The organism is Streptomyces sp. DH10, from assembly GCF_029813805.1.
GTDB classification, from domain to species: Bacteria; Actinomycetota; Actinomycetes; order Streptomycetales; family Streptomycetaceae; genus Streptomyces; species Streptomyces coeruleofuscus.
This window is the reverse complement of record NZ_JARVKU010000014.1, coordinates 35,847-51,650: the sequence shown is the minus strand read 5'-3', so window position 1 is coordinate 51,650 and position 15,804 is coordinate 35,847. Positions and strand designations below refer to the sequence as shown.

Sequence of the window (15,804 nt, the reverse complement as noted above, 5' to 3'; positions counted from 1 at the left end):
CCACATCACTGACAACGTGACGCCGATCACGCCGGACCCACCCGTTCCGTCAGCTCACGCCGGCCCTCGCGCGCCCCCCTGGGCGACCGCAGAGCCGGGGCTACCAGCGGGGCATCGAGGGCGTCACCCACGCCGGGTCGGCGACCCGCATGGCCGCCGCGTCGTCGCGGTCCCGCAGCGCCCCGTCGTCGTCCAGCCACCGCCGGTGCAGCACGGCCAGCCGCTCGCGGTCGAGCTCCACGCCGAGCCCGGGCGCGTCGGACACGGGCACCTTGCCGCCCTCGAAGGCGAGCCGCTCGGTGAGCACGTCCTCCGACTGCCAGGGGTAGTGGGAGTCGCAGGCGTGGTGGAGGTTCGGGACGGTGGCGGCCACGTGGGTCATCGCGGCGAGCGAGATGCCCAGGTGGGTGTTGGAGTGCATCGACACACCGACGCCGAAGGTGCGGCAGACGGCGGCGAGCTGCTGGGTGTTGCGCAGCCCGCCCCAGTAGTGGTGGTCGGAGAGCACCACCTGGACGGCGCCCCTGGTGAACGCCTCCTTGATCTCGGCGAAGGTCGTCACGCACATGTTGGTGGCGAGCGGCACCCCGGTCCGCCCGGCGACCTCGGCCATGGCGGGGGTGCCGAGGGTCGGGTCCTCCAGGTACTCCAGGACGTCCCCGAGCTCCCGCGCCACCTTCAGCGAGGTCTCCAGGGACCAGGCGCCGTTGGGGTCGAGCCGCAGCGGGTGCCCGGGGAACGCCTCGGCGAGCGCCCGTACGGCCGCGATCTCCTCGTCGGGCGGGAAGACACCGCCCTTGAGCTTGAAGGAGGTGAAGCCGTACCGCTCGGTGAACCGGCGGGCCTGTTCCACCACCCCGGCCGGGTCGACGGCGGCCCCCCAGTCGTCCTTCTCGCAGGCGACGCCCTCCGGGTGGCCGGCCCACTTGTAGAACAGGTAGGCGCTGTACTCGACGGCGTCGCGCACCTTGCCGCCGAGCAGTGCGTGCACGGGCAGTCCGAGGGTCTTGCCGAGGGCGTCGAGGCAGGCCACCTCGAAGGCGGAGACGACGGAAAGACGCAGCTTGTCGGCGGTCTGGACGCCGCGCAGCCCGCCGACGTCGACGGCGTTCTCGACCCGGGAGGCGTCCACCGCGACCTGGTCCGCGACCGTGAACAGGCCGTTCAGATCACTGACCTGCCGTCCCTTCAGCCGCTCGGCGAAGGGCCGGGCCAGCTCCAGGTACTTGGTGTCGCCGTAGGTCTCCCCCAGGCCCGTGACCCGGTCCGCCGTGACGACCTCGACGATCAGCCGGGGCGTGTACGGCTGGTGCACGCCCTGCGTGTTGAGCAGCGGCGGGTCCGCGACCAGGATCGGTGTCAGCCGTACGTCGGTGATGGCGAGGTTCACAGAGCGGCTCCCACCAGGTCGAGTCCCGCTTCCAGGAGGGCGGTCAGGGCCGCCAGGTCGGCGGGCGAGGGGTCGGTGAGCGGGGCGCGCACGGGACCCACCGGGTGGCCGCGCAGCCGGGCCGCCGCCTTCACCAGCGACACGGCGTACCCGGGGACGCGGTCGCGCAGTTCGACGAGCGGGACGTAGAAACCGCGCAGCAGCTTGTCGACGGTGCCGTGGTCGCCGTCGCGCAGGGCGGTGAAGAAGGCGTCGGAGATCTCGGGGGCGAAGGCGTGGACGGCGGAGGAGTAGGCGGGGACTCCGACGGCGGCGTAGGCGCGGGCCTGGATCTCGGCGGTGGCGGCGCCGTTGAAGAACAGGAAGCCCTCGGGCGCGGCGAGCGTGAGGCGCTGGAGCCGGTCGAGGTCGCTGTGGCCGTCCTTGAGGCCGATGACGCCCGGCAGGGCCGCGACGCGCCTGAGCGACTCGGCGGTGAACGCGACCTGTCCGCGCTGGTAGGCGATCAGCGGCAGCCGGGTGCGGGCGGCGATCTGTTCCAGCTGGGCGACCAGCCCGTCCTGCGGGGCGGCGACGAGGTAGTGCGGCAGCACGAGGAGCGCGTCGGCTCCGGCGTCCTCGGCGATGCGCGCGAACCGGACGGCCTGCGCCCAGCCGTACCCGGTCCCGGCCACGACCGGTACGCGGCCCGCCGCCTCCTCGACCGTGATGGTGACGACCTGCCGGTACTCGTCCTCGTCGAGCGAGAAGAACTCGCCCGTGCCGCAGGCGGGGAAGACGGCGCCGGGCGAGGTGGCGAGCCGGTCCGCGACGTAGGCGCGGAAGCCGTCCGGGTCGAGGGTGCCGTCGTCGCGGAAGCTGGTCAGCGGGAACGACAGCACGCCGCCGGCCATGCCCTCCCGCAGCCGGTGCGCGACCCCACCCGGGCCGGCGCTCACCGTCATCTCCTCGGTCATTCCCTCGCCATCTCCTTATGTAGACGCCATTTATGTATGAGAATGATGGTTGGATAGGCGAACGTCAACCGCACGGCGCGGCGCGATTACGATCGGCGCATGTCAGACACAGGTGGCGTCCGCGAAGTGAAGTCCGCGGCCCGCACGGTCGAGCTGCTGGAACTCCTCGCGGCACGCGGCGACCGCCCGGCCCGGCTCCAGGAGCTGGCCGACGAACTCGGCGTTCCCCGCAGCTCGATGTACGCGCTGCTCCAGACCCTGATCTCGCACGGCTGGGTCCGCACGGACGTCACCGGCTCCCTGTACGGCATCGGCATCCACGCCCTGCTCACCGGCACCGGCTACCTCGACTCCGACCCCCGGGTCCGGGTCGTACGGCCGTATCTCGACGAGGCGTCCGAGGCGCTCGGCGAGACGATCCACATGGGCCGGCTGGACGGCCGGGACGTGGCGTATCTGGCGACGCGGGAGTCGCACGAGTATCTGCGCACGATCAGCCGGGTGGGCCGGCGACTCCCCGCGCACGCCGGGGCCCTGGGCAAGGCCCTGCTGGCGGAACGCCCGGACGCGGAACTGCCCGAGGCACCGTACGAGGCGCTGACCCCGAACACGCACACCAGCCGGGAGTCCCTGGCGGCCGACCTCGCCCGGGTCCGGGCCCGTGGCTGGTCCGTGGACCGGGAGGAGGGCGTGATCGGCATCGTCGGCTTCGGGTTCGCGCTGCGCTACGACACCCCGGCGCTGGACGCGATCAGCTGCTCGGTGCCGGTGGCCCGGCTCACGCCCGAGCACGAGGAGCGGATCGTCGCCGTGATGCGGGAGATCCGGGCCAAGGTGGAGGCGACGGTTCCGGGGTCCGGGTCGGTGCGCTGGCGTTAGCGGAAACCCGCTCGCCACCTCGGGAAAGGCGCTCGTCTACCCGGACTTCACCGCACCAAACACAACGTGCGCCACATCACACCCCGCGAGTTAACTCGTACGACTACTTGCTTGATACAAATTGCCCGCGCGTTCCTGTCTGTCGACGGTCGTCGCCCAATCCCCCTCCTCCGCCGCTCCTTTCGCATGCCCTGGGAACGCCCGTGTTCGCCCCCCGCACCACCCCCTGGCCCCTCGTCGCCCTTTTCACGGCCGGGTACCTCGCCCCGTATCTGCTGCCGACCACCGTCGGCAGACTCGACTCGGGCCTTCCGCTCTCCGCCACCCAGGCCGGCGCCGTCGGCAGTGCCCTGCTGCTGAGTTCGGCGACCGCCGGATTCGCCCTGGCCTCACGGGTCGAACGGATCGGGGCCCGCACCCTCGCCCGGCTCGGGCTCGCACTGGCCCTGCTCGGCTACGGCGCCGCCGCGCTGACCACCACCGTCCCGGCCGTCGTCGCCGGCGCGGTCGTCGGCGGGTTCGGCTCCGGCACGGCCACCACCGTCGCCGCCACCCTGATAGCCGCCCAGCGGGATCCGCACCGGGCCTCCACGGCCGGGCTGCTCACCGTCTCCGCCCTCGCGGGCGCCGTGTATCTGACGGTCCCGCACCTCGGCCCGGGGCACGGTCTGCCCCTGGCCGCGATCGCCCTCACGGCCCTGGCCGTGTGGCCGCTGACCGGCCGCCTGCCCGCCGGTACGCCCGCCGCGCCCGCGCGGCACCACAAGGCCCGGCTGCCCCACGCCCGTTCGGGCCTGGTGCTGGCCGCCGCCATGCTGTGCTGGTCGCTCGCCCAGAACTCCCTGTGGGGCGTGAGCGGACAGATCGGACTGACCCAGGCCCACCTCGGCGAGGCCACCGTCGGCGCGGTGTTCGCCGTGGCGCTGGGCACCGGACTGACCGGTGTCCTCGCGGCGGGCGCGCTCGGGGCGCGGCTGGGACGCGCGGTGCCGATCGGGGCGGGCACGGTCCTCATCGCCGGCTGCATCGTGCTCAGCGCCTCCGCGACCGACCTGGCGAGCTTCGCGACCGGCGAGATCGCCTGGAACACCCTGTACCCGGTGGTGCTGTCGTACGTGATCGGGCTCGCCGCCTCGCTCGACCCGCGCGGCCGCTGGGCGGTGCTCGTCGGCTCGGCGTCCTCGCTGGGCACGGCCGCCGGGCCGATCACCGGCAGCGTGCTGTCGGCGCAGGCCGGGTTCCCGGCCATGGGCGCGATCCTGGCCGCCGGTCTGCTGGTGATCGCCCTGCCGATGACGGCCGTCGCCCTGCACACGAGCGGGCGGCCCCTGCTGGCCGGGGCGATCCGCCGCCGCGGCGGCCACCCGGCCGCCCTGGTCGCCGCCACCACGGGCACCCCCACCGGCGCGGTCCCCGAGATCGGCGCCCGGGAACAGCAGGTGGTGGAGATCCCCGTGGACACCCCGGCCGTCCCGGCCCAGCGCGCCTACGGCAAGGCGGGGTCGGAGGTCTTCTGAGGCCTACGGGTGGTTCCTCAGCGGAACTCGTAGGCCTCCACCTCGGCGAGATACCGCGCCCGCAGCTCCTCGTCGTCCTCCAGGAACGAGGCGAGGAAGGAGTTGCGGGCGAGCTCGCGCAGCCGCTCCTCGCTCAGGCCGAGGGTGTCGCGCACGGCGTCGAAGTTGTCACCGGCGTAGCCGCCGAAGTACGCCGGATCGTCCGAGTGCACCGTGCACATCAGGCCGGCGTCCAGCATGGCGGGCAGCGGATGGTCGGCGAGGGTGTCGACGGTCCGCAGCCGGACGTTCGACAGCGGACACAGCGTCAGCGGCACCCGCTCCCGCACCAGCCGCTGCACCAGCTCCGGGTCCTCCACGCAGCGCAGCCCGTGGTCGACCCGCTCGACGCCGAGGACGTCCAGCGCCTCCGTGATGTACTCCGGCGGCCCCTCCTCACCGGCGTGCGCGACCCGCCGCAGCCCGAGCGCGGCGGCGGCCTCGTACACCTCGCGGAACTTCGCCGGCGGATGCCCGCCCTCGGCCGAGTCGAGGCCGACACCGGTGATCCGGTCCAGGTACGGCTTGGCCGCCTCCAGGGTCGCCAGGGCCGACTCGGCGGACTCGTCGCGCAGGAAGCACATGATCAGCCGGGTCGAGACGCCGTGCCGGGACTCGCTGTCGCCCAGCGCCCGCCACAGCCCCTCGACGACCGTGCCGAGCTCCAGCCCGCGGCTGGTGTGGGCCTGCGGGTCGAAGAAGATCTCCGCGTGCCGCACGCCCTGGTCGGCGGCGCGTTCGAGGTACTCGTTCGCCAGGTCCTCGAAGTCCCGCTCGGTGCGCAGGACGGCCATGAGCTCGTAGTACAGGTTCAGGAACGACTGGAGGTCCTCGAACCGGTACGCCTCGCGCAGCTCGTCCGTGTCCGCGTACGGCAGCGTGAGGCCATTGCGCGTGGCGAGCTCGAAGGCGAGTTCCGGTTCCAGGGTGCCTTCGATATGAAGGTGCAGTTCGGCTTTGGGGAGGGACATCAATTCATCGTACGGGCGTTTCACCGACGCTTCGGAACCGGCACCCTCAGCAGATCGTGCGCCACGGTCAGCTCCCCCTCGTACCCCGCCGCCCGCGCCTGCCGCTCGAACTCGTCCGGGTCGGTGTAGCGCTGGCTGAAGTGGGTCAGCACGAGGTGCCGCACACCGCCGTCCCGGGCCACCCGCGCGGCCTGACCGGCCGTCAGGTGTCCGTGCTCCACCGCGAGTTGCTCGTCCTCGTCGAGGAAGGTCGACTCGATGACGAGCATGTCGCAGCCCTCGGCGAGCGCGTACACCCCCTCACACAGCCGGGTGTCCATGACGAACGCGAACCGCTGCCCGCGCCGCACCTCGCTGACGTCGTCCAGCAAGACCCCGCCGAGCGAGCCCTCGCGCTGGATCCGGCCGACGTCCGGCCCCTTGATGCCGTGCGCGGCGAGCCGCTCGGGCAGCATGCGGCGGCCGTCGGGCTCGACGATCCGGTAGCCGTACGACTCGATCGAGTGCGACAGCCTGCGGGTGTCCAGCGTGTACGACGGCGTGACCGCGAGCACGCCGTCCCCGTCGGCCGGGGCCTCGGTGAGGAAGACGGTCGCGCGGTAGGGCGTGGCGTACTGGAGCCGCTCGTAGAAGCGCTGCCCGGACTTCGGGTAGTGGGCGGTGATCTCGTGCGGCACCTGGTCGAGGTTGATGCGCTGGATGACCCCGGGCAGACCGAGGGCGTGGTCGCCGTGGAAGTGCGTGACGCAGATCCGGTTGAGGTCGTGCGCGGCGACCCCGGCCCGCACCATCTGGCGCTGCGTGCCCTCGCCGGGGTCGAACAGGATGCCCTCGCCGTCCCAGCGGAGCAGGTAGCCGTTGTGGTTGCGGTGGCGGGTCGGGACCTGGCTGGCGGTGCCGAGCACCACGAGTTCGCGTACGGACAAGGCGTTGTCCCGTTATCCGGGGGGCCAGTCGAGGCCGCGGCCGCCGAGCACGTGGCCGTGCACGTGCCAGACCGTCTGGCCGGCGCCGCTGCCGGTGTTGAACACGAGGCGGTAGCTGTCCAGCTTCTCCTCGTCGGCGACGGCCTGGGCCTCGCGGAGCACGTCCGCGGTGAGCGCCGGGTCGGCGGCGGCGAGGGCGGCGGCGTTCTCGTAATGCGCCTTGGGGATGATCAGGACGTGGGTGGGGGCCTGGGGGTTGATGTCGCGGAACGCGACGGTGGTGTCCGTCTGGCGGACGATTGTCGCCGGGATCGTTCCGGCGACGATCTTGCAGAACAGGCAGTCGTCCTGTGGCTCCCCTGCCATTTTTCCTCCGGGGGTTGGCCGAATGTGGTGTCCGACTCGGGCATCGTATCGTCGTCGGGTGCGGGTGCGTTTGGGCTGGTCGCGCCCCTCAGGAGGTCGGCAAGGCCGGCGGCGTTTTCGCCGGACTGCCCTCCAGACTCTCCAGAGCGAGCCGGATCGCCTCGTCCAGTTGGGCGTCCCTGCCCGCCACGTAGTCCTGCGGGCGCTGCACCACCTCCACGTCCGGATCGACCCCGTGGTTCTCCACCCCCCACTCGTAACCCTCCAGCCAGAAGGCGTACTTGGGTTGGGTGACCAGGGTGCCGTCCACCAACCGGTAGCGGCTGTCGATGCCGATGACGCCGCCCCACGTGCGGGTGCCGACCACCGGGCCGAGGCCCAGGGCCTTGATCGCGGCGTTGACGATGTCGCCGTCGGAGCCGGAGAACTCGTTGGCGACGGCCACGACGGGGCCGCGGGGGGCGTCCTCGGGGTAGCTGTAGGGGCGCATGCCGCGCGGGACGGCCCAGCCGACGATGCGGCGGGCGAGTTTCTCGACGACCAGCTGGGAGGTGTGGCCGCCGCGGTTCTCGCGGACGTCGACGACCAGGCCCTCGCGGGCGACCTCGACGCGCAGGTCGCGGTGGATCTGGGCCCAGCCGGGCGCCTGCATGTCCGGGACGTGGAGGTAGCCGAGGCGGCCGCCGGACTTCTCGTGGACGTAGGCGCGCCGGTCGGCGACCCAGGCGTGGTACCGCAGCGGCTCCTCGTCCGCGATCGGGACGACGACGGCGTGCCGCGGATCACCGCCGCCGGACGGGGAGATGGTCAGCTCCACCGGCTTGCCCGCCGTGCCGATCAGCAGCGGGCCGGGTCCGGCCACCGGGTCGACCGGCTGGCCGGCGATGGCGAGGATCGCGTCCCCGGGGCGCACGGCGACGCCGGGCGCGGCCAGCGGGCTGCGGGCGTCCGGGTCGGAGGTCTCGGAGGGCAGGATGCGGTCGACGCGCCAGCTGCCGTCCTCGTGGCGGGAGATGTCGGCGCCGAGCAGGCCCTGGCGGGGACCGCCGCCGAAGCCGCCGCGCGGGGTGACGTAGGCGTGCGAGGTGCCGAGCTCGCCCTGTACCTCCCACAGCAGGTCGACCAGGTCGTCATGGGTGGCGAGCCGGTCCACGACCGGCCGGTAGCGGTCGAGGACGCCGGCCCAGTCGACGCCGCTCATGTCCGGCCGCCAGAAGTGGTCCCGCATGATGCGGCCGTTCTCGTCGAACATCTGCCGCCACTCGGCGGCCGGGTCGACGAACTGGCGCACCCGGCCCAGGTCGACGGTGATGTTGGTGTCGCTGTCGTCGTCGCTGGAGGCGCGCCGGTCGCTGGGGACGACCTTCAGCCGCCCGTCGGTCCACAGCAGCACCCGCTTGCCGTCGCCGCTGACCTCGAAGTGGTCGGCGTCGACGGCGAGATGCTCGATCCGCTGCTGGGCGAGGTCGTACCGCTCCAGTTCCGACTTGGGGTCGGGGTCGTCCGGGGTGGCCCGGGACGCGCCGAGCACACCGGCGACCGGGTGGCGCAGCCACAGGACACCGTCCTTGGCGGCGCGCAGGTTGGAGTAGCGGGCGGCCTCCACCGGGAAGGGCACGATGCGGTCGGCGAGGCCTTCGAGGTCGATGCGGGTGGTGGGGGTGCCCTCGCTGTCGGGGGTCTCCTCCCGGTCGGGCGTCTCGAAGGACCGGCCGTGCCGCTGCGGCCCGAACGGGGAGGGCGTGGTGGCCGCGAGCGTGATCAGATGCGGCCGGGCGCCCTCCACGAAGGCCAGGTCGAAGACGTGCTCGTCGTAGACCGGGTCGAAGGAGCGGTTCGACAGGAACGCGAGGTGCTTGCCGTCCGGCGTGAACGCCGGCGCGTAGTCCTGGAAGCGCAGCGGGGTCGCCTCGGTGACCGAAAGATCGGTGGTGTTGGCGAGCTTCAAATGCGACAGGGGCCGCGGGCCGGGGTGGGACCAGGCGAGCCAGGCCGAGTCGGGCGAGAAGACGAGCCCGGACACGTCACCGTCCTCGCTGCGGTCCACCTCCCGCACCTCGCCCGTCTCCCTCTCGACGAGCAGCAGGCGACCGTCGTGGGAGGCCACGGCCGCGCGGCTGCCGTCTGGTGCCATGGCGAGCTCCAGCACCCTGCCGAGCTGCCCGGCGGCGAGCCGGCGCGGTGTCGCCCCCGGGGTGAGACCGGTGGCGGGCGCGAACTCCAGGGCGTCGTCGCCCTCGGCGTCCGTCACCCACACCACCCACTCCTCGCCGTCCGCGCGGAACGCCCGCGGCAGCCTGGCCCGCACCCCGGGCGTCGCGGCCAGCGCGCGGGCCGGGCCGGAGCGGTGGGTGACCCAGTGGACGCAGCCGCGTACGGACACGGCGCTACCGCGCGCGGTGTGGTCCGGGGACGCCGACCCGAACCACCGGGAGGCGTTGACCGGGAACGGCTGGAGATCGACGCGCTGCCCGCCCAGCCGCACCTCCAGCCGCCGCGGCTCGGCCCCGTCCAGGTCGTCCAGCACCCACAGCTCACCGACGCTGGAATAGACGACACGGGTGCCGTCGGTCGCGGCGTGCCGGGCGTAGTAGCCGTCGAGCGGGGTGTGCCGCCGCAGATCGGATCCGTCGGCGAGCGAGGAGTACAGCGCGCCGGTGCCCTCGTGGTCGGAGAGGAAGGCGATCCGGTCCCCGACCCACAGCGGGTACTCGATGTTCCCGTCCAGCCCCTCGTGGAGCCGTACGAACTCGCCGTCTCCCTCAGGGTCGATCCACAACTTCCCGGCGGTACCGCCCCGGTACCGTTTCCACCAGGCGGCCTCGCGCCCCATCGGCGCGGACAGCAGGACGACGCTCGGCCCGTAGGCGATGTCACCGACCGGCCCGTAGGGCAGGGTGGTGGCCGGGCCGCCGTCGAGCGGAACGGCACGCGCCCAGGTGCGGCGCAGGCTCGCCTGCCCCTGGGAGCTGATCGCGAGTACCTCGCCGTCCGGGGTCCAGCCGCGCACCTGGGTCTTCAGACTGCCCCAGTACGTCAGACGCTTGGCGGGGCCGCCGTCGACCGGGGCGATGTGCACCTCGGGGGCGCCGTCGCGGGTGGAGGTCCAGGCGACGGTGGTGCCGTCGGGCGAGATACGGGGCAGGGTCACCGGCACGTTGTCGGCGCTGACCCGCCAGGCCCGGCCGCCGTCGAGAGGAGCGAGCCACACGTCGTCCTCGGCGGTGAAGGCGACCAGGTCACCGTGCACGTGGGGGAACCGGAGGTAAGCAGGCGATGCGGACTGTGTCACCCGATCACCCTATGCAGGGACGGCGCGCCGCGGACAGACTTCGGATCACTTGCCGTTCGCCCCTCGCGTACGTCACTTGCCCTCGACGGGCCGGCAGTCGGGGTATCGGTCGCACCAGATGGTCTGCGTCACGGTCACGGTGACGGTGGCTCCCGGCTGTCCGTTGGTGGGCCCGCCGCCCACGGGCGGCGGGCTGGTGGAGTTGCAGTCGCCGAGCCCGTCGACCTCGAACCACACCTTGCCGTCCACCTTGGCGGTGATGTGCCCGCGCACACAGGCGCCGTCCACCGCGTGGGTGACCTTGCCGTCGACGGTGATGTCCTTCCCGTCGTCCGTCTCGCCCTCGCAGTCGACGGTGGCGACGGTCTTCTCACTCGCCGAGGGCGACGGCTTCCCGCCCTGGCCGGAGTTCCCGTAGGAGGCGGTGCACGTCAGCCACCGCACGCCCGCCTTCTGCCGGTTGAGTTCCTTGGTGACGGCCTCGTCGGTGGTGTACGCGACGGACGCGGAGCTGATCCCCGCACCGGGTTCACACGCGACCGCGCCGCCGACGGCAGCCAGCGCGAATGTCACCGCGACCGCCACCTTACGGCTGCGCGGCCCCCGCCAGTTCCTCCTCAATGCCCCCATGAAGGGCAGCCTGCCACCGTCGGCGGCGGGACGGTAGAGCGCAACTGGCCACCCGGCGTTGTGGCGGGGGCGGGGCGTTGCGCGGCCCGGCGTATGCGCGCAGGCAGGCCGTCAGCCGCGCAGCAGCAGCCACTCCTGGAGTTCCACCAGGTTGCCCTCCGGGTCCTTGAGGTGGGCGACGCGCAGACGGTCGGTCAGGAGGGCCGGGCCGTGGAGGATCGTGGCGCCGCGCATCGTGATCTCCTCGCAGTACGCGTCCAGGGCGTCGACGCGCAGGACCACCAGGGAGCGGTGGCCGTTCGCCGAGTCGCCCAGCTCGTCCAGCACTTCGGCCATCACCGAGCGGTCCTGCAACGCGATCCCCGCGGAGCCCACCGCGGGACTGAACTTCTCGTACGGCCCGTCCGCCGACCCCAACTGCGGCTTGAGGCCGAGGACCTCGCCGTAGAAGCGGTAGCAGGCGGCGAAGTCGGTCACGAGCAGTCGTACCTGGGCGAGTTCCACGGTGCCTCCGAGCGGGGTCAGGTCCAGCGGCCGGTGCGAGCCAGGAGCACGGCCGCGGCCGCGGTCCCGGCGGTCGATGTGCGCAGCACACTGCGCCCGAGGCGGAACGCCTCGGCCCCCGCTTGTGCGAACAGCGCCAACTCCTCCGGCGCCACGCCCCCTTCGGGCCCCACCACCAGCACGATCTCACCGGAGGACGGCAGTTCGGCCGTGGCCAGCGGCGAGTTGCCGCTCTCGTGCAGCACGGCGGCGAACTGCGCCTCCGCCAGCAGCGCCGCGACCTGCTTGGTCGTAGCCGCCTCGGCGACCTCGGGGAACCGGACCCGGCGCGACTGCTTGCCGGCCTCCCGGGCGGTGGCCCGCCACTTCCCCAGCGCCTTCGCTCCCCGCTCGCCCTTCCACTGCGTGATGCAGCGCGCCGCCGCCCACGGCACGATCGCGTCGACGCCGACCTCCGTCATCGTCTCGACGGCCAGCTCCCCGCGGTCGCCCTTGGGCAGCGCCTGGACGACGGTCACCCGGGGCTGCTCCGGCGGCTCCTCGGTCACCGGGTCCAGCCGGACGATCAGCCGGTCCTTGCCCTCGGTGTCGAGCACGACACCGTCCGCCCAGCGTCCGGCCCCGTCCGTGAGGACGACGTCCTCACCGGCGCGCAGCCGCTTCACGGAGACGGCGTGCCGTCCCTCCGGTCCGTCGAGGACATGGCGGCCGCCCCCGGCCGTGTCGAAGTGCTCGACCACGAACACCGGAGCCGTCATCGGTTTCCGCCTCCGCCCGACAACGCTGTCCGCGCCGCGGCGAGTTCACCGGCCAGCACCTCCACCAGCTGCCCGGCGGGCAGCTCCCGCGCCATCCAGTGCCCCTGCCCGGCCCACAGCGCCATGGCCTGCGCGTCCCCCGCCTTGGCGGCGGCCTTGCGCAGCGGCGCGGTGAGGTGGTGGATCTCGGGGTAGGCGGCGGGCGCGTACGGGCCGTGCTCGCGCACGAAGCGGTTGACGAGGCTGCGCGCCGGGCGCCCGGAGAAGGCCCGGGTCAACTCCGTACGGACGAACAGGGGGTTGGTCAGCGCCTGCTTGTGCAGGGCGTTCGCGCCCGACTCGGCCGTGGCGAGGAACGCGGTGCCGAGCTGGGCCGCGCTCGCGCCCGCCGCGAGGACCGCGGCGATCTGGCCGCCGCGCATGATGCCGCCGGCGGCGATGATCGGGATGCTCACGGTCTCCCGGATCTGGGCGACCAGCGACAGCAGCCCGATGCCGGAACCGTCCGTCTCGGGGATGTCCCGGTGCGTGCCCTGATGGCCGCCGGCCTCGACACCCTGCGCGATGACCGCGTCCGCGCCCGCCCGCTCGACGGCCCGTGCCTCGTCGGGGGTGGTGGCGGTGACCAGGACGAAGGTGCCGACCCGGTGCAGGGCGTCGACGACCTCCCGGCTCGGCGCGCCGAAGTGGAACGACACCACCGGCACGGGGTTGTCGCGCAGGACCGCGAGCTTGGTCTCGTAGCCGTCGTCGCGGCCGCTGTCGGGGTCACCGAGCTCGGCCTCGTACCAGGAGGCCTCGCCGGCCAGCTGGTGGGCGTAGACGTCGATGGCGGCGGCAGAAGGGGGCGCGGTGCCAGCCGCTCCGGTGGAGCCGGTGCTTGCGCCGGGGTACTCCGGCTGCGGCATGAAGAGGTTCACTCCGAAAGGCCTGCCGGTGAGGCTGCGGAGCTGCTTGATCTCCTGGTACATCCCGTCGGCGGTCTTGTACCCGGCGGCGAGGAAACCGAGCCCGCCCGCCTCGCACACGGCGGCGGCGAGCTTCGGTACGGAGACGCCGCCCGCCATGGGGGCCTGCACGATCGGGTGGGGGAAGAGATCGGTCAGCGCGGAGGACATGACCGCATGTTGTCACGTCCTCCGAACAACCCCGAAACCGGCCTGCCGTGTGGCATAGACCAGAGGAACAGGCACCTCCAAGCCCCCGGGGGAGCCGGCGTCACCGCCCGTTGAACGCGTCCTTCAACCGCGAGAACAGTCCTTGCTGCCCCGGCTGACCGTGCCTGCCCGGGGTCCGACCCCCGGACCCCCAGCAGCGGCCGGGCCACCCGCGTCACCGCCCGTTGAACGCGTCCTTCAACCGCGAGAACAGTCCTTGCTGCCCGGGCTGGAACTGCCCCTGAGGCCGCTCCTCGCCACGCAGCTTGGCCAGCTCGCGGAGCAGGCGCTCCTGCTCGACGTCCAGCTTGCTCGGGGTCTGGACCTCGACGTGGACGATGAGGTCGCCGCGTCCGCCGCCGCGCAGGTGCGTGACACCACGGCCGTGCAGCGGGATCGACTGGCCGGACTGGGTGCCGGGCCGGATGTCGACCTCCTCCAAGCCGTCCAGCGTCTCCAGCGGCACCTTCGTGCCGAGGGCGGCCGCCGTCATCGGGAGCGTGACCGTGCAGTGCAGGTCGTCGCCGCGCCGCTGGAACTGCGAGTGGGGCAGTTCGTGGATCTCGACGTACAGGTCGCCCGCGGGGCCGCCGCCGGGGCCGACCTCGCCCTCACCGGCGAGCTGGATGCGCGTGCCGTTGTCGACACCGGCGGGGATCTTCACCGTCAGCGTGCGACGGGAGCGGACGCGGCCGTCGCCGGCGCACTCCGGGCAGGGGGTCGGGACGACCGTGCCGAAGCCCTGGCACTGCGGGCAGGGACGCGAGGTCATGACCTGGCCCAGGAAGGACCGCGTGACCTGGGACACCTCACCGCGGCCGCGGCACATGTCACACGTCTGAGCGGAGGTCCCCGGCGCCGCGCCCTCACCGCTGCAGGTGTTGCAGACGACCGCCGTGTCGACCTGGATGTCCTTCGTCGTGCCGAAGGCCGCCTCGTCGAGCTCGATCTCGATGCGGATCATGGCGTCCTGGCCGCGGCGGGTGCGCGAGCGCGGTCCGCGCTGCGACGCCGTGCCGAAGAACGCGTCCATGATGTCGGAGAAGTTCCCGAAGCCGCCGGCCCCGAAGCCGCCCGCGCCGCCGCCTCCGGCCTGCGAGAGCGGGTCGCCGCCGAGGTCGTAGACCTGCTTCTTCTGCGGGTCCGACAGCACCTCGTAGGCGGCGTTGATCTCCTTGAACCGCTCCTGGGTCTTCGGATCGGGGTTGACGTCCGGATGCAGCTCGCGCGCGAGCCGCCGGAAGGCCTTCTTGATCTCTTCCTGCGACGCGTCGCGGCGCACGCCGAGTACGGCGTAGTAGTCCGTGGCCACTACGACTCCGCCAGGATCTGTCCGACGTACCGTGCCACTGCGCGTACCGCTCCCATCGTTCCCGGGTAGTCCATGCGGGTCGGTCCGACCACGCCGAGCTTGGCGACAGCCTCGCCGCCCGAACCGTAGCCGACCGACACGACGGACGTGGAGTTGAGTCCTTCGTGGGCGTTCTCATGACCGATACGTACGGTCACGCCCGGATCCTGCGCCTCGCCGAGCAGCTTGAGGAGCACCACCTGCTCCTCAAGCGCCTCCAGCACCGGCCGGATCGTGAGGGGGAAGTCGTGCCCGAAGCGGGTCAGGTTGGCGGTGCCGCCGATCATCAGCCGCTCCTCGTTCTCCTCGACGAGCGTCTCCAGAAGTGTGGAGAGCACCGTGGAGACCGTACCCCGGTCCTCGTGCTCGAACGCCTCCGGCAGATCCTCCACCAGACTCGGCACATCCGTGAAACGGCGGTTCGCCACACGGCTGTTGAGCCGCGCGCGCAGATCCGCGAGGGAGGCCTCGCCGAAGGGTGCCGGGCAGTCGACCACGCGCTGCTCGACCCGCCCGGTGTCCGTGATCAGCACGAGCATCACGCGCGCGGGCGCCAAGGAGAGCAACTCCACGTGCCGCACGGTCGAGCGGGTCAGCGACGGGTACTGCACGACGGCGACCTGGCGTGTGAGCTGGGCCAGCAGCCGTACCGTACGCGCCACGACGTCGTCGAGGTCGACGGCGCCCTCGAGGAAGTTCTGGATCGCACGCCGCTCGGGCGCGGTCATCGGCTTGACGCCGGCCAGCTTGTCCACGAACAGCCGGTAACCCTTGTCGGTGGGGATGCGCCCGGCACTGGTGTGCGGCTGGGCGATGTACCCCTCGTCCTCGAGGGCCGCCATGTCGTTGCGGACGGTGGCCGGGGAGACGCCGAGGCTGTGCCGCTCGGTGAGGGCCTTGGAGCCGACCGGCTCCTCGGTGCCGACGTAGTCCTGGACGATGGCGCGCAGCACCTGAAGCCTGCGTTCACTGAGCATTCGCGCACACCTCCAGAAATCGTCCGCCCGGTGTCCTGCCTGTCGTGCCTGGCACTCTGCGCGTGCGAGTGCCAGCATTCCCCGCCCAGTG

At 72.6% G+C, this 15,804-nt stretch carries 14 protein-coding genes; 2 read left to right on the top strand and 12 right to left on the bottom strand.

What is annotated here, in order from left to right:
* Positions 1-100: 100 nt before the first annotated feature.
* A complete protein-coding gene (locus QC385_RS26735) occupies positions 101-1,390 on the bottom strand; it encodes a glucarate dehydratase family protein (protein WP_279543915.1) in 1,290 nt (429 codons plus the stop codon).
* Positions 1,387-2,346 carry a 5-dehydro-4-deoxyglucarate dehydratase gene (locus QC385_RS26730; RefSeq protein WP_443033003.1) on the bottom strand — a complete coding sequence of 320 codons (960 nt, stop codon included), beginning with the start codon at positions 2,344-2,346 and terminating at the stop codon, positions 1,387-1,389. The genes QC385_RS26735 and QC385_RS26730 overlap by 4 nt, the downstream gene beginning before the upstream one ends.
* A 99-nt stretch (positions 2,347-2,445) precedes the next feature.
* Between QC385_RS26730 and QC385_RS26725 the strand changes: the two genes are divergently transcribed.
* Together QC385_RS26725 and QC385_RS26720 are read left to right on the top strand one after the other, a co-directional pair.
* Positions 2,446-3,225, top strand: a complete 780-nt coding sequence (locus tag QC385_RS26725; RefSeq protein WP_279543914.1) for an IclR family transcriptional regulator — start codon at positions 2,446-2,448, stop codon at positions 3,223-3,225.
* A gap of 203 nt (positions 3,226-3,428) precedes the next feature.
* Positions 3,429-4,742 carry an MFS transporter gene (locus QC385_RS26720; RefSeq protein ID WP_279543913.1) on the top strand — a complete coding sequence of 438 codons (1,314 nt, stop codon included), beginning with the start codon at positions 3,429-3,431 and terminating at the stop codon, positions 4,740-4,742.
* A 17-nt stretch (positions 4,743-4,759) separates the two neighbouring features.
* Here QC385_RS26720 and QC385_RS26715 read toward each other — a convergent pair whose 3' ends face one another.
* From QC385_RS26715 to hrcA, 10 genes are all read right to left on the bottom strand, one after another.
* A complete protein-coding gene (locus tag QC385_RS26715) occupies positions 4,760-5,752 on the bottom strand; it encodes an adenosine deaminase (RefSeq protein ID WP_279543912.1) in 993 nt (330 codons plus the stop codon).
* 20 nt (positions 5,753-5,772) lie between these two features.
* Positions 5,773-6,678: a ribonuclease Z gene (locus QC385_RS26710; RefSeq protein ID WP_279543911.1), complete on the bottom strand. Its 906-nt coding sequence runs from the start codon at positions 6,676-6,678 to the stop codon at positions 5,773-5,775.
* A 12-nt stretch (positions 6,679-6,690) separates the two neighbouring features.
* On the bottom strand, positions 6,691-7,044 hold the full coding sequence (locus QC385_RS26705) for a histidine triad nucleotide-binding protein (RefSeq protein ID WP_086563129.1): 354 nt from the start codon (positions 7,042-7,044) through the stop codon (positions 6,691-6,693).
* Between the two features lie 88 nt (positions 7,045-7,132).
* Positions 7,133-10,336: a S41 family peptidase gene (locus QC385_RS26700; protein ID WP_279543910.1), complete on the bottom strand. Its 3,204-nt coding sequence runs from the start codon at positions 10,334-10,336 to the stop codon at positions 7,133-7,135.
* 72 nt (positions 10,337-10,408) lie between these two features.
* A complete protein-coding gene (locus QC385_RS26695; protein WP_279543908.1) occupies positions 10,409-10,966 on the bottom strand; it encodes a hypothetical protein in 558 nt (185 codons plus the stop codon).
* 111 nt (positions 10,967-11,077) lie between these two features.
* Positions 11,078-11,470 (bottom strand): VOC family protein, encoded by a 393-nt coding sequence (locus tag QC385_RS26690; protein WP_279543906.1) that lies wholly within the window; start codon positions 11,468-11,470, stop codon positions 11,078-11,080.
* Between the two features lie 17 nt (positions 11,471-11,487).
* Positions 11,488-12,228, bottom strand: coding sequence for a 16S rRNA (uracil(1498)-N(3))-methyltransferase (locus tag QC385_RS26685; protein WP_279543905.1), 741 nt, complete (start codon positions 12,226-12,228; stop codon positions 11,488-11,490).
* A complete protein-coding gene (locus tag QC385_RS26680) occupies positions 12,225-13,346 on the bottom strand; it encodes a nitronate monooxygenase (protein ID WP_279543904.1) in 1,122 nt (373 codons plus the stop codon). The genes QC385_RS26685 and QC385_RS26680 overlap by 4 nt, the downstream gene beginning before the upstream one ends.
* A gap of 214 nt (positions 13,347-13,560) precedes the next feature.
* A complete protein-coding gene (gene dnaJ / locus QC385_RS26675) occupies positions 13,561-14,697 on the bottom strand; it encodes a molecular chaperone DnaJ (protein ID WP_086603819.1) in 1,137 nt (378 codons plus the stop codon).
* Positions 14,697-15,713 (bottom strand): heat-inducible transcriptional repressor HrcA, encoded by a 1,017-nt coding sequence (gene hrcA, locus QC385_RS26670; protein ID WP_086854047.1) that lies wholly within the window; start codon positions 15,711-15,713, stop codon positions 14,697-14,699. The genes dnaJ and hrcA overlap by 1 nt, the downstream gene beginning before the upstream one ends.
* Between the last annotated feature and the right edge of the window lie 91 nt (positions 15,714-15,804).